14 protein-coding genes are annotated in these 13472 nt (G+C 68.7%); 10 read left to right on the top strand and 4 right to left on the bottom strand.

Annotated elements, in window-relative coordinates:
- Positions 1-187 precede the first annotated feature (187 nt).
- Positions 188-958 carry an META domain-containing protein gene (locus tag EV652_RS27480; RefSeq protein WP_242002046.1) on the bottom strand — a complete coding sequence of 257 codons (771 nt, stop codon included), beginning with the start codon at positions 956-958 and terminating at the stop codon, positions 188-190.
- Between the two features lie 355 nt (positions 959-1313).
- On the opposite strand from EV652_RS27480, the gene EV652_RS44745 reads away from it, so the two are divergent.
- The 6 genes from EV652_RS44745 to tsaB all read left to right on the top strand — a co-directional run bounded on the left by EV652_RS44745 (position 1314) and on the right by tsaB (position 7389).
- Entirely contained in the window at positions 1314-2528 is a 1215-nt protein-coding gene (locus EV652_RS44745) for a GH12 family glycosyl hydrolase domain-containing protein (protein WP_199238438.1), read from the top strand.
- 81 nt (positions 2529-2609) lie between these two features.
- Positions 2610-3251, top strand: a complete 642-nt coding sequence (locus EV652_RS27490) for an HAD family hydrolase (protein ID WP_242002047.1) — start codon at positions 2610-2612, stop codon at positions 3249-3251.
- A gap of 15 nt (positions 3252-3266) precedes the next feature.
- Complete coding sequence (gene alr, locus EV652_RS27495; RefSeq protein WP_132212150.1) at positions 3267-4427, top strand: alanine racemase; 1161 nt, start codon at positions 3267-3269, stop codon at positions 4425-4427.
- Positions 4424-5554 (top strand): alpha/beta fold hydrolase, encoded by a 1131-nt coding sequence (locus EV652_RS27500; RefSeq protein ID WP_132212151.1) that lies wholly within the window; start codon positions 4424-4426, stop codon positions 5552-5554. The genes alr and EV652_RS27500 overlap by 4 nt, the downstream gene beginning before the upstream one ends.
- 238 nt (positions 5555-5792) lie before the next feature.
- The gene (tsaE, locus tag EV652_RS27505; protein ID WP_132212152.1) at positions 5793-6719 is read left to right on the top strand and encodes a tRNA (adenosine(37)-N6)-threonylcarbamoyltransferase complex ATPase subunit type 1 TsaE; all 927 of its coding nucleotides are present in this window, start codon (positions 5793-5795) and stop codon (positions 6717-6719) included.
- 1 nt (position 6720) lies between these two features.
- The gene (tsaB, locus tag EV652_RS27510; RefSeq protein WP_132212153.1) at positions 6721-7389 is read left to right on the top strand and encodes a tRNA (adenosine(37)-N6)-threonylcarbamoyltransferase complex dimerization subunit type 1 TsaB; all 669 of its coding nucleotides are present in this window, start codon (positions 6721-6723) and stop codon (positions 7387-7389) included.
- Between the two features lie 37 nt (positions 7390-7426).
- On the opposite strand, the gene EV652_RS27515 is transcribed toward tsaB, so the two are convergent.
- Positions 7427-8623, bottom strand: coding sequence for an RNA-guided endonuclease InsQ/TnpB family protein (locus tag EV652_RS27515; protein ID WP_132212154.1), 1197 nt, complete (start codon positions 8621-8623; stop codon positions 7427-7429).
- 125 nt (positions 8624-8748) lie between these two features.
- Between EV652_RS27515 and EV652_RS27520 the strand changes: the two genes are divergently transcribed.
- The 3 genes from EV652_RS27520 to EV652_RS27530 are packed head-to-tail and all read left to right on the top strand — an operon-like array spanning position 8749 to position 10681.
- Positions 8749-9177 carry a GNAT family N-acetyltransferase gene (locus tag EV652_RS27520; protein WP_242002048.1) on the top strand — a complete coding sequence of 143 codons (429 nt, stop codon included), beginning with the start codon at positions 8749-8751 and terminating at the stop codon, positions 9175-9177.
- The gene (tsaD, locus tag EV652_RS27525; RefSeq protein ID WP_132212156.1) at positions 9174-10235 is read left to right on the top strand and encodes a tRNA (adenosine(37)-N6)-threonylcarbamoyltransferase complex transferase subunit TsaD; all 1062 of its coding nucleotides are present in this window, start codon (positions 9174-9176) and stop codon (positions 10233-10235) included. The genes EV652_RS27520 and tsaD overlap by 4 nt, the downstream gene beginning before the upstream one ends.
- The gene (locus tag EV652_RS27530; protein WP_132212157.1) at positions 10232-10681 is read left to right on the top strand and encodes a GNAT family N-acetyltransferase; all 450 of its coding nucleotides are present in this window, start codon (positions 10232-10234) and stop codon (positions 10679-10681) included. Before tsaD ends, EV652_RS27530 begins: the two co-directional genes overlap by 4 nt.
- Positions 10682-11017: 336 nt before the next feature.
- Here the strand turns inward: EV652_RS27530 and EV652_RS27535 are convergent, their stop codons facing one another.
- A complete protein-coding gene (locus EV652_RS27535) occupies positions 11018-12172 on the bottom strand; it encodes a class I SAM-dependent methyltransferase (RefSeq protein WP_132212158.1) in 1155 nt (384 codons plus the stop codon).
- 9 nt (positions 12173-12181) lie between these two features.
- Positions 12182-12775 (bottom strand): peptidoglycan-binding domain-containing protein, encoded by a 594-nt coding sequence (locus tag EV652_RS27540; protein ID WP_132212159.1) that lies wholly within the window; start codon positions 12773-12775, stop codon positions 12182-12184.
- 296 nt (positions 12776-13071) lie between these two features.
- On the opposite strand from EV652_RS27540, the gene groES reads away from it, so the two are divergent.
- Complete coding sequence (groES, locus tag EV652_RS27545; RefSeq protein WP_132212160.1) at positions 13072-13368, top strand: co-chaperone GroES; 297 nt, start codon at positions 13072-13074, stop codon at positions 13366-13368.
- The last annotated feature ends 104 nt before the right edge of the window (positions 13369-13472 follow it).

The raw sequence follows: 13472 nt of genomic DNA on the forward strand, positions 1-13472 counted from the left end.
CTTCGACACGCCGGTACGTCGCGCCACCTCCATCGGCTTGTGCCCCCGACTCAACAGGTCCAGCACCAGCCGCCGCCGATCCCCAGACACCCTCGGTCTCGCCACAACACCCTCCAACAGTCAGGCGTTGCGACAATCACCTGAATCCAGCGTCGCCAGGCGGTACTTTTCTTCCGCAGAGTGCGGGTCAGCGGGTGCCGGTGAAGTCGAGGCCGTTGCCTCCGGCCCGGAGTTTGAGGCGGTTGGAGTCGACCCCGTAGCTGACGTCGCCCTTGAGGGTGGTGAGGAGGGTCTGCTCGAGCTTGCCCGCGTCGCCGGGGCAGGCCCGGCGGGTGGTGGCGATCTCGCCGAAGGTGAGGGTGCCGGTTCCGCGCGCGACCTTGGCCTGGAGTTCGTTGCAGCCGGTGGAGCCGGTGACGCGGTCGCCGTTGAGGGTGATCCAGGCCTTCCCGGAGCCGGCCTGATGGGACGCGGTCTCGTTGCTGATCACGGTCTCCAGCGACCACTTGGTGCCGTCGAGGACGAGGTCGGGCTCGGCCGACTTGCGGTCGGTCAGGGAGATCGTCGTACCGCCGGACGTGACGGTGAGCCGGTCGGCCTCCAGCTTCCAGGCAGGCTCGGACTGCAGGATCTTCATCAGCCAGCCGTCCTGCGCGTGCCGTGGTTCGTCACAGCCCATCGCCGTCGACGCGATCTCACGGTCGACGGTGATCTTGCCGTCGCCGGTGTCCACCGGTGACTGCATAGAGTTGCAGCCGGCACTGGCGATCAGCCGGCCGTCGTCGGTGAACGTCAGTCGGACCTGGCTGTTAGGGACAAGCTGCTTCGGTTTCCCGTCCTCCGTCACCGCTGTGGACAGGTACACCTTGCCCTTCAGTGATCCGCCGGCACTCGACTCGTCTCCGCACCCGGTCAGCGCCAGCATCAGGCCGGCGCCGGCAACGGCGATCATCCGCATCCTCACACCCTACGGACGCGGCCGGCGCGTCAGGCGTTGCACCGGTCGGCCGGTGGCTCTGGGTAATGGCGACACGCGCGACACCACTGGGAAGCCGGATACTCTCAGTGAAAAGGGGACCCCGGGTTGGCTTTTCAGATCACGGTTGGATAACGTCGGGCGCCGTACGTGCGAGAGCGAACGAAAAGGACATGGCCGGGGAGTCTGCATCTCCCGGTCTGCCCGGATCGGTGCGGCGCATCGGGGGCGTCGACTGTCCTGGCCTCTCTGGGGACCAAACAGAACAATTGTTGGGCCGTCCTGTAGTGCTGGGGCAACGCAGCGCGGCCCGTCGAGCAGACGAGGAATGTTTCGCATGCCCCCCATCCGAACTGCCCGAAGCCGCGTGGTCATCCCAGCGGTGTTCCTTGCCATCGGCGCGCTCATCGCCGCGCCGATCGCCGTTCAGGCGGCCAAGGACTCCCCTGTCGCTGCGACCACGACCAGCGCGGACAGCACGGCTTCGACCCTCCCGAGCGTCGGACGCGTGGAGACCTGCGTCCTGGACGCGTACTCCAGCTGTACGGTGCTGCACGGCTTCGGCGTGAAGCCGACCGCCATCACGGCGACCGGTGCCGGTCCGTCGATCATCTCGATCGACCCGAACCAGACCACTGACAAGAGCTTCCGGCTCCGGGCCCTGAGCCGCGGCGGTGACAAGTACCGCTCCGGCACCACGATCCGCTACACGGCGCACTACGACTTCGTCGCGGCGCCCGCACAGCCCACCACGCCGACCCCGACGGCCACGTCGACGCCGACCAAGGCGCCGACCAGCAGCCCGACGCCCACAGCCACCCCGACCAAGACCCCGACGGCGACACCGACCACGCCGACCCCGACGGCCACTCCCACCGCGACGTCGACCCCCACATCCACGGGTAGCCCGGTGAAGAGCTGCACGAACCCGGTGTGGACCACCACGTCGAACAACAACCAGGGCGAGGGCCGGACCTTCGGCGCGTACTACGTCCACAACAACATGTGGAACAACGAGAACGGCACCTACGCGCTGGGCGCCTGCAGCTTCGACAACTGGTACGTCGACGTCACCCAGCCGCTGCCGGGCGACAAGGGCGTCCAGGCGTACCCGAACGTGCACAAGGACTACAACGACGTGCCGCTGTCCAAGATCCAGTCGGCCAAGTTCGCCGCGACGACTCCGGCCAACTGCAGCGCCTGTATCTACAACGTCGCGTTCGACGCCTGGATCGGCGACGGGCTGAACAACGAGCTGATGATCTGGACCGACAACAAGGGTCAGGTCCCGGCCGGCCGCAAGGTGGGTACTGTCACCTTCGGTGGGTTCACGTACGACGTCTGGCACTCGGACGGCTACACCGCCTACGTGTCCCAGGTGACGCAGAAGTCCGGCACGATGCCGCTGGCCAGCTTCTTCAAGGACATGGTCGACCGCGGCTGGGCCCCGAAGGCCACGACCTGGCAGGTCGACTACGGCGTCGAGGTCGTGTCCACCGGTAACACCAAGCAGCGCTTCAGCTTCACCGACTTCTCCATCCAGGAGAACTGAGCCCGACCCCGCTCTCGCGAACCCGCGGCCGCCGTGACGCCCGACGTCACGGCGGCCGCCGCATGTACGTAGGGTGCTGGCGTGAGCGGACTGGTGATCTTCGACAACGACGGTGTGCTGGTGGACTCGGAGCGGTTGGCCAACACGATCCTGGCTGAGCTGCTGACCGAGGCGGGATTGCCGTACACCTTCGAGGAAGCGGTCCGCGACTTCATGGGCGGGAGCATGGCCTCGATGCGGCAGAAGGCCGAGGCGCAGCTCGGACGGTCGCTGCCCGCCGACCTGGAGGACCGGTACCACCAGCGGCTGTTCGACGGGTTCGCGCAGTTGCAGGCGATCGCCGGCGTCGAGGCGGTGCTCGATCACCTGGACGCCGGGGGAGTGGCCTATTGCCTGGCGTCGTCCGGCACCCATCGCCGGATTCGAACCGCCCTGACCACGGTGGGTTTCCTGGATCGCTTCGAGGGCAGGATCTTCAGTGCGGAGGACGTTGCCCACGGCAAGCCCGCACCGGATCTGTTCCTGTACGCCGCGAGCCGGCTGGGTGTGAAACCGGGCGACTGCGTGGTCGTCGAGGACAGCCCTCTCGGCGTCGCCGCGGCCAACGCGGCCGGGATGACGGTGTTCGGGTACGCCGGTATGACGGACCCCGCGAAGCTGTCGGCCGCGACCGCGGTTTTCCATGACATGGCTGCCCTGGCGGAACTGATCGACGGGGCCTGAGACACTGGAGGGGCTATGTCTACCCTCCAGTCACCTGGCAGCGATCGACCGGTCCGCGCCGAAGCGGTCGTCGACCTGGCCGCGATTCGTCACAACGTCACCACGCTGCGTGCCCGCGCCCAGGGCGCGCAGCTGATGACCGTGGTCAAGGCCGACGGCTACGGCCACGGCATGATCCCGGTCGCCCGGGCCGCCCGCGAGGCCGGTGCGGACTGGATCGGCGCGGCCGTCCTCGAGGAGGCACTCGCGCTGCGCGAGGCCGGCGACACCGGGCCGATCTTCTGCTGGCTGACCACTCCCGGTGAGCCGCTCGAGGACGCGATTGCCGCCGGCATCGATCTGTCCGCGGGCGCGCCCTGGGAGATCGACGAGCTCGCCGCCGGGGTGACCGACCGGCCGGCCCGGGTCCACCTGAAGATCGACACCGGCATGAGCCGCGGCGGCGCCGTACCGGAGGAGTGGCCGGGGCTGATCCGGGCCGCGCTCCGCGAGCAGCAGACCGGCCGGATCGAGATCAAGGGCCTCTGGTCGCACCTGTCCTCCTCGGACGAGCCGAAGAGTGTGGCGAACGAGGCCCAGCTGGCGACCTTCACCGAGGCGATCGAGGTGGCGGAGTCGTTCGGCATCGACGCCGAGTTCAAACACCTGGCGAACTCCGGCGCCACCCTCGCGCTGCCCGAGACCCACTTCAACCTGGTCCGGCCCGGCGTGGCGACGTACGGGCTCTCGCCGTTCGGGCACACGCTGCCGTCGGCCGAGCTGGGGCTGGTGCCGGCGATGACGCTCAAGGCCCGGTTCGCGATGGTGAAACGCGTCCCGGCCGGCGCCGGCGTCTCCTACGGACTGACCTGGACCGCGTCGCGGCCGTCCACCCTCGGGCTGATCCCGCTCGGGTACGGCGACGGCCTGCCGCGGCACGCGTCGAACGGTGCCCCGGTCCAGGCCGGCGGCGAACGCCGTACCATCGTCGGCCGGATCTGCATGGATCAGTGCGTGGTCAACCTCCAGGACGACCAGGCCGCCGCAGGCGACGAGGTGGTGCTGTTCGGACCGGGGACCGCGGGCGAGCCGACGGCGGACGACTGGGCCGATGCGGCGGGGACCATCAACTACGAGATCGTCACCCGGCTGGGAGCCAGGATCCCGCGTCGCTACGTCGATGGCGGACCGGCATGACCCCTTCTGTCTCCAAAGCAGGGCGGACCGCCGGCCTGATCGGAGCCGCGGTCGGGGTGCTGGCTGCCGGAGCGGCGGCCGGGGTCGCGGTCGAGCGACAGATGATCGGCCGCCGGTCGAGTCAGCGCGCGCAGCTCGAAGCCGAACCGTTCGGCTCGCTGCGCGGAACGCCGCACGTGTTCACCGCCGACGACGGCGTCGAGCTGTACGTCGAGGTGGACGAGCTGAAGCGATCACGCCGGGCCGCGCCGCCGCCGAAGCGACGGTTCGGCAAGCGGCTGCCGCTGCCACCGGAAGACCTGACCGTGATCTTCGCGCACGGCTACGGCCTGAACATGGACTGCTGGCACTTCGAGCGCCGCGACCTGGCCGGGATCGGCACGATGGTGTTCTACGACCAGCGCTCGCACGGACGCTCCGGGCGGTCGCCGAAGGAGAACGTCAGTATCGAGCAGCTCGGCCGCGACCTGTACGGGATCCTGCAGGAGTTCGCGCCGACCGGCCCGGTGATCCTGATCGGGCACTCGATGGGCGGTATGTCGATCATGGCGCTGGCCGAGGCGCACCCCGAGCTCTTCGGTGACCGGATCATCGGTGTCGGCCTGTGCTCGACCAGCGCGGGCGGCCTGGACCAGGTCCCGATCGCCTTGCCGGGCAGGCTGGGGATGCTGGTCCGGTCGCTGGCCACTCCGACGGTGTCGGTGCTGGCGCGGATCCCCGATGTGGTGGAGCGCAGCCGCAAGGCCGGCACAGACATCAGCTACCTGCTGACCCGGAAGTACTCGTTCGGCTCCGAGGTGCCGCCGGCCTTCACCGAGTTCGTCAACGAGATGATCGCGGCGACACCGATCTCGGTGATCGCGGAGTTCTACCCGATCTTCGCGCTGCACGACAAGTACGGCTCGCTGGAGCCGCTGCAGAAGGTGGAGTGCGTAGTGATCGGCGGTGACAACGACCACCTGACCCCGTTCGCCCACGCCGAGGAGATCGTCCGGCACGTGCCCGGAGCCGAGCTGGTCGAGGTGAAGAACTGCGGCCACCTGGGCTTGATCGAGCACCACCGTGAGTTCACGGCCGCGCTCCTTGGCATGATCGAGCGAGCCGAACAATCTCTAGGACACACATGACTGTGCTTTTGGCCGGGCCTTCGGCGCCGGCAGGGTCATGGGGCCTTGGCTCCCGGCCTTCCCTCGTCACTCCAGTCGCTGTGCACACTGCCACGCCTCCGGCGCGGCGGGTCATGGGGCCCTGGCTCCCAGCCTTCCCTCGTCACTCCAGTCGCTTCGCTCCCTGCGCTCCTCAGTCCAGGCCGGGAGGCCCCATGACCGGGCTCCCTGCGCTCCTCAGTCCAGGCCGGGAGGCCCGATGACCGATCTTCATGTGGTGGATGCCACTGCCGAGCATGCGGATGAGATCGTCGCGGTGATCCATCATGCGTTCTCGTCCCGGCGGGTGCTCGATCCGCCGTCCACCGCCTTGTCCGAGAACGCGACGACCGTCACCGCCGCGGTGAACAAGCACGGTGGTCTGCTGGTCCGGGTCAACGGCTCCCCGGCCGGTGCGGTGCTGTTCGAGGAGTCGGGTGACGTCCTCAATCTGCGCCGGGTCTCGGTCGATCCGCGGCACCAGGCGCGTGGGGTCGCGTCGGCGATGGTCGGCTGCGCCGAGGAGGTCGCCCGACGGCGGGGGCTGAGCCGGGTGCAGTTGATCGCGCGGATGGAGTTGCCGGACACCGTGGAGTTCTGGCGGCGGCGTGGGTACTCGGTTGTCGAGCAGCACGACCACAACCTGATCTACGCCAAGGCGATGCCGATCGAGCTCGCTGTCCCGACGGCCGACGACATGCGAGCGATCGGCGAGGAGCTTGCGGGTCAGCTGCGGGCCGGCGACGTACTCGTGCTGTCGGGTGACCTCGGCGCGGGCAAGACGACGTTCACCCAGGGCCTCGGTGCCGGGCTGAAGGTGCGGGGTGACATCACATCGCCGACGTTCGTGATCTCACGGGTGCACCCGTCGCTCGCGGGTGGTCCGGCGCTGGTTCACGTGGACGCGTACCGGCTGGGTGGGATCGCGGAGCTGGACGATCTCGATCTGGACGCGAGCCTGGACGACGCGGTCACGGTGGTCGAGTGGGGTCACGGGCTGGCCGAGTCGCTGGCTCCGGACCGGCTCGACATCGTGGTGACCCGCGGCGACGACGATACGGACGAGACCCGCGAGATCCGGATCACCCCGGTGGGTCCGCGCTGGGCGGCGTCCGGCGTCCGCGTGTCTGTGATGGAGAGTTACTGAGATGCTGCTTGCTTTTGACACCTCGAGTGCCGCGGTCACCGTCGCGCTGGCGGATCCGACAAGTGGTGAGATCGCGGCGTCCTCGACGACCGTCGACGCGCTTCGGCACGGTGAGTTGCTCGCGCCTGCGATCGCTGCCGCGCTGGAGAAGGCGGGCTGTACGCCGCGCGACCTCACCCGGATCGCGGTCGGCGTCGGGCCTGGTCCGTTCACCGGCCTCCGGGTCGGACTCGTGACCGCGCGGACCATGGCCGACGTACTCGGGATCGAGGTCGCCGGGGTGTGCAGCCTGGATGTTCTGGCCCGGCAGTCGTCGTTGTCGCTTCCCGTTGCCGTTGCGACGGACGCGCGGCGCAAGGAGATCTACTGGGCCTTGTACGACGGCCCGGCCGCGGACGGGAGCCGACGTCGCCTGGAGGGTCCGGCAGTCGATCGGCCGGCCGAGGTGGCGCACGTCCTGTCGGGCCTGCCGGTGATCGGGCGCGGTGCTGTGCTTTATGCGGATGTCCTTGGTGTGGCGGACGCTGAGGTCGTGGAGTACCCGTCGGCCGAGGTGCTGGCGACCGGGGTGGCGACCGGGACGCTCGAGGTCGTCGCGCCGGACCCGCTGTACCTGCGCCGGCCCGACGTGACGATGTCCGGCGGGCCGAAGAGCGTGCTGCCGAATTGACATCCTCCCCGCCCGTGGAGGTCGGGGATTTCAACTACTACGCGGAGGTAGCGTGTTGAGGTTCACGCTTCGGCGAGACCCGTACGGGCGTCTCTCGGCGTGCGCTGACGGCCCGTCCGGCCGCGATATTGACTGCCGCGTTCACGTCCGCGTTCGCCCGATGTCCGCAGGCTACACATCGGAAGACCGCTTGGTTCTCGCGGTTGTCCGGTGCGCAATGCCCGCAGACGCTACAGGTCTGCGACGTGAACGCAGGATTGACTCTCTCGACCCGCCTCGCGGCCTTGTGCTCCAGGCGCTGGACGAGCAGTCCCCAGCCGTTGGCCAGGACGCCGCGGTTGAGGCCGGCTTTGGCACGGCGACGGTTCGGCAGGTACGCACCCGGTCGCTTCGGATCGGGCTTGGGCTTCGGCCGCCTGATCATCTGCATGATGCGCAGGTCCTCGACGCGGATCACGTCGAAGCGGCGGGCGAGGTCGGTGCTGGTTTTCTCGACCCAGTCTTTGCGGCGGTCCGCGGCGCGGGCATACAGTTTGGCGATCGCGGCCTTCACCCGTTGGCGCCGTTTAGAGTCGCGTCGGCACCGGGAAAGTCGGCGCTGCAGGTGCTTCAGCCGTGTCTGCTCACGGCCCGACAGACCAGGACAGATCAGCAGCTCACCGGTCGACAGGGCGGCGGAGACGGTGACGCCGCGGTCCACGCCGACGACCTCGCCCGTCCCTGGTGCCGGGATCGGCGTCGGGATGACAGCGAACGCAAGATGCCAGCGGCCCGCCCGGTCGCGGGTGACGCGGTACGACTTCGCGTCGGGCACGGCCCGGGACATCCGGAACCGAACCCAGCCGACCTTCGGCACGTTGATCCCAGCCCACTTCCGGTTCAACCTGACGATCCGCGTCGCCTGACCGCCGACGATGCGGAACCCTTCGTTCAGGCCGGCCTTACGCCAGGTCGGCCGCTGGTGGGTGCCTGCGTAGAAGTTCTTGACGGCCTGGTCGAAGTCCCGAAGCGCTTGCTGCTGGACGGTCTGCGACCCGGCTCGCAGCCAGCCGAGCGCGGCTCGCGCTTCAGTCAACTGTCGGCACTGTTCGGCGAAGTTCGGCGTCGCTTCCTTGTCGTTGGTCCACATCGACCACTGCTCAAGAGTCAGATTCCACACGTACCGGGCGTGCCCGCACTGCTCCAGCAACGCAGCCTGCTGCGCGGGAGTCGGGTACATCCGGAACCGGGACATGGAATCGATCCAACCAGCCGGGACCGACAGTCTCCGATCCCCGAGGGGAGGCAGTCGCGGTACCTCCCCACCCCGAACGACGGGGCTTCTCCGCGACGATTCAGGTGAGACCCGCCATTCGACCGGTGACCGCGGACGACCTGCCCGCTCTGGTCGCGCTGGACGAGGTGTGCTTCGGGTCGGAGGCGTGGAGTACGGTCTCGTGGGCGGCTGAGTTCGACCGGCTGTCCGAGGACCGGGTGATCCTGGTCGCGGACGAAGGTGCGATCGTCGGGTACGTCGTACTGCTGGTGCCGCCGGTCGCGTTGGACGTGGTCGAGTTGCTGCGGATCGCGGTGGCACCGGCCGGGCGCCGGACCGGGATCGGTGGACAGTTGATGACGGCGGCGTTGTCGAAGTGCTCCGGCCGGACGGTGTTGCTGGAAGTTGCTGCGGGCAACGAGTCGGCCGATGGTCTCTACCGGGCCTTCGGGTTCGAGGAGATCAGCCGGCGGCGCGGGTACTACGCCGGTGGCGAGGATGCGGTGATCATGCGGTGGCGGGAGACAGTGTGAGTTCAAATACGGTGGAGCCCCTGATCCTGGGGATCGAGACGTCGTGTGACGAGACCGGTGTCGGGATCGTCCGCGGGCAGACGCTGCTCGCCGACGCGATCGCGTCCAGCGTCGAGGAGCATGCCCGGTTCGGCGGCGTCGTACCGGAGGTCGCCAGTCGCGCGCACCTGGAGGCGATGGTCCCGACGATCCGGCGCGCGTGCGAGACCGCGGGGATCAAGCCGACCGACGTCGATGCGGTCGCGGTCACCAGCGGGCCCGGCCTGGCCGGCGCGCTGCTGGTCGGTGTCGCCGCGGCCAAGGGACTCGCGCTGTCGCTCGAAAAGCCTCTGTACGGCGTGAACCACCTCGCGGCCCATGTCGCCGTCGACACGTTGGAGCACGGCGATCTGCCGAAGGGCTGTGTCGCGATGCTGGTGTCGGGCGGGCACTCGTCGCTGCTCGCGGTCGAGGACATCACCGAGGGCGTGCAGCCGATGGGGAGCACCATCGACGACGCCGCGGGGGAGGCGTTCGACAAGGTCGCGCGGGTGCTGGGGCTGCCGTTCCCGGGTGGTCCATATGTCGACAAAGCGGCGCGGGACGGTGGTGACCGGCTCTACGTGAAGTTCCCGCGCGGGCTGACCTCGCAGCGGGATCTCGAGCGGCACCGGTTCGACTTCTCCTTCTCCGGTCTGAAGACGGCCGTGGCCCGATGGGTCGAGGCGAAGCGTCGCGACGGGGAGGACGTGCCGGTGAACCATGTCGCCGCGGCCTTCCAGGAAGCGGTGTGCGACGTGCTCACGCGCAAGGCGATCGACGCGTGCAAGGACCGTGGCTTCGAGCACCTGCTGATCGGTGGCGGGGTCGCGGCGAACTCACGGCTGCGCGCGATGGCCGAAGAGCGGTGCACTGCGGCCGGCATCGCCGTACGCGTGCCGCGGCCCGGATTGTGCACCGACAACGGTGCGATGGTGGCGGCGCTCGGATCGGAACTGGTCCGGGCCGGGAAGGCGCCGTCGCCGTTGGGATTGCCGGCGGACTCGTCGATGCCGATCACGGAGGTGCTGAACAAGTGAGGTGGACGGGGCCGGACGGCTTCGAGGCCGACGACTCGGTCGAGCGCATCGATGTCGATGTGGTGCACGGCTTCCTCAGTACGTCGTACTGGGCGACCGGGATTCCGCGGGAGATCGTGGCGCGGTCGATCGAGGGCAGTCTGAATCTGGGTGTGTATGCCTCGGATGGCTCGATGGTCGCGTTCGCGCGGGTGGTGACGGACCGGGCGACGTTCGCGTGGCTCGCGGACGTGTTCGTGGTGGAAGGGCGCCGGGGTCACGGGCTCGGTCGGTTTGTCGTGTCCACACTGCTGGATCATCCGGAGCTGAAGGGTGTCCGCCGCTTCATGCTGGCGACCGCGGATGCGCACGAGCTTTACCGCAGCTACGGCTTCAGCGAGCTGGCGGACCCGAGCCGGATGATGGTCATTCGCAGGGACGCAGCCGAGCTCTACGGCGCGAGCTAGCTGCAGCGGCGGGACTACGGTGCAGCGGGGGACTGCGCTGCAGCGCGGGGAAGGGCGCGGCAGCGGGCAGAGACCTGGGGCTGATGCGCCGCTTGCTCCCCAGGTGAACGGCCAGCGGCTAACCGGTTCTGCACCGCACCCTGCCCCAGCCAGGTGAACGGGCGACTTCGGCCGGGTGACGGTCAGTCGACGTACGGCTCCTCAGCCCGTACGTCGACTTAGTGGCGGGCCCTCGGGAGAGTGCAGCAGCGGACGCAGCACCTCGCCCACCGGCAAGTCTCCCGAAGACCCGCACGCAAGATCGATCATATGTTCGACTGTACTCACAATGCAAGTTCACCCGGAGACTCGGCGGCACGAGTACGCGACGGCGTCCCGGCCGATTCGCGTGATGATCAGCGTGGCGCTCGCGGAGCCCTTCGGGGTGAGCTTCTTCCGGAGCTGGGCCGGATCCAGGTCGACTCCACGCTTCTTGATCTCGAGTGTGCCGATGCCGTGAGTGCGCACCCAGGAGCGCAGCGCCTTCTCCTTGTACGGCAGCTCCTCCACGACCTCGTACGCCGAGGCGAGGGGAGTCGGCACCAGCTTCGCTGCAGTGACATACGCAATCCGCGGATCCAGCAACCACCCATCGACTGCAGCAGCGACCGCAGTCACCAGACCGGCCCGCACCACGGCACCGTCAGGCTCGTAGATGTACTGACCCACCGGACCACTCTCAGCCTCCGGTGCCTCAGTCACCGAAGCGCCACTGGGTAGAAGGGTCGCCCGCCGCGCAGTACCGGCGTACAAGCGCCCAGACCACAGCGCGGCCTCCTTCACCTCACCGGCATCGCTGATCCACTCCGCCTCCACGCCATCCGGTACGGCGTCGTGCGGGATGCCCGGCGCGACCTTCACACACGCCGTGCGGCTCAGGAGCTCGGTGACGAAGGTCCACGGTGGTGAGTAGGCGTTGTGGTCGAACACGCGCCGGCCATCCGCCCGACGCGCCGGGTCCGCGAACACCACGTCGTACGGCGCGAGGTCGAACGACTCGGCGTCGCCGACGACGACCTCGCCGGGCAGGCCTAGTGCGGACAGGTTGGCGCGGGCCGCGGCGGCGGTGGCTGGATCGCGTTCGACGCCGGTGACTCGCAGGCCGGCGCGTGCAGCGCCGATGAGGTCGCCGCCGATGCCACAGCCCAGGTCGACCACGCTGCTACCTGGCAGCGTTGCTGCAATGCGCTGAGCCCGGTGAGAGCCCACAGTGCTTCGTGTCGCTTGTTCCAGGCCGTCTGGAGTGAAGAACATCCGGGCTGCGTCCGGACCGAACTTGGCAACGGCTCGGTGGCGTAGTGAGGCCTGGGTGACCGCAGTCGTCACGAGTGCGGCGTCGTACTGGCGGCGAAGCTTCTCGACCAGTTGGAGCTCCTGGCCGGGCTGGTAGCTCGCACAGGCGTCAGCGAGGAGTTCGGCGCCGGGTCCGTCCAGCAAGCCGGTGACTGTCACCCCGCCACTTTAGAGGGGGCTAGAGCAGCCCTTGCTCCAGCTGCGGGTGGCCATCGAGTAGAGGCGCCAGTTCATGGCCGAGCGGGTCTTGGGGCCGTAGATGCCGTCCGCGACGAGCTTGTGCCTGCGCTGAACCGTCTTGACCACCGCACGCGTGTTGCTGCCGTAGACGCCATCGACTGCCAGCTTGGTGCCGTAGCAGAAGTTGAGGTTGCGCTGCAGGATGCGGATGGCCGTGTCCGGGTCGCCGAACACCGTGGAGCCGCGGTGTGGGTCGTCGCCGTACATGAGGTTGCAGTAGGTGCTCGCACTGCCGTAGACGGACGGCATCGGGATGCCCCAGCTGCGGTTGACCGGGACCAGCATGGCTGATCGGCACTGCGGCAGCGCGGCCGCGGCGGCGGCCGTCCGGGCGCTGTTGGTGTCCGCGGCCGGCGCTGCCTGCGGGGGCGCTGCGGCCGGTGCGTCCATGCTGGGGCTGGCGGCAGGCTGGTCCTTCGAGGCGCCGGCGGCGACCGCTCCTACTGCGAGCGCGCCGGCTGCGGCGAGGACCGCGACAGTGCGGCCGGACAGTTTGGGCAGAGAGGGAAAACTGAGGGCCATGGTCTCTCCTCGGACCCAGGTCCCGAGGGCAGCCGGGACGCCGTACAGAGAACGGTCGCACGGCACCCCCGGTTAGGCCCAGCGTTTGACCACAATCCGTACTCGGATGGTCACAGCTGTATTCCGGCCGGCCGAGATCTAGCACTCGAGTTGACCGAGTGCTAATCGCGGCCTAGATTCGGTCTTGGCACTCTCCGGTGGAGGGTGCCAGCGGTCCGGCCTCTGACCCCCGCGACGGCAGGGGAGCGCGACCACTCTGAACCACAGACAAGCGAATCGACCGTGGAGGTCAGCAAGTGTCGGTCACGATCAAGCCGCTCGAGGACCGTGTCCTCGTCGCGCCGCTCGAAGCCGAGCAGACCACGAAGTCCGGCCTGGTGATCCCGGACACCGCCAAGGAGAAGCCGCAGGAGGGCGAGATCCTCGCTGTCGGTCCGGGCCGGATCGACGACAACGGCAACCGCGTCCCGCTGGACGTCGCCGTTGGTGACAAGGTCATCTACTCCAAGTACGGCGGCACCGAGGTCAAGTACGACGGCCAGGACTACCTGATCCTGGGCGCCCGCGACATCCTCGCAGTCGTCAACAAGTGACGACCGCCCGCTGTTCCTGACTGACACCGCCCTGGTGCCGACCACCGGCGCCGGGGCGGAGTCGGTCCGGTGCAGTGTGGCTCGGACCTGCTTGGCGCAACGAG

This window comes from Kribbella steppae, assembly GCF_004342025.1.
Classification (GTDB): domain Bacteria; phylum Actinomycetota; class Actinomycetes; order Propionibacteriales; family Kribbellaceae; genus Kribbella; species Kribbella steppae.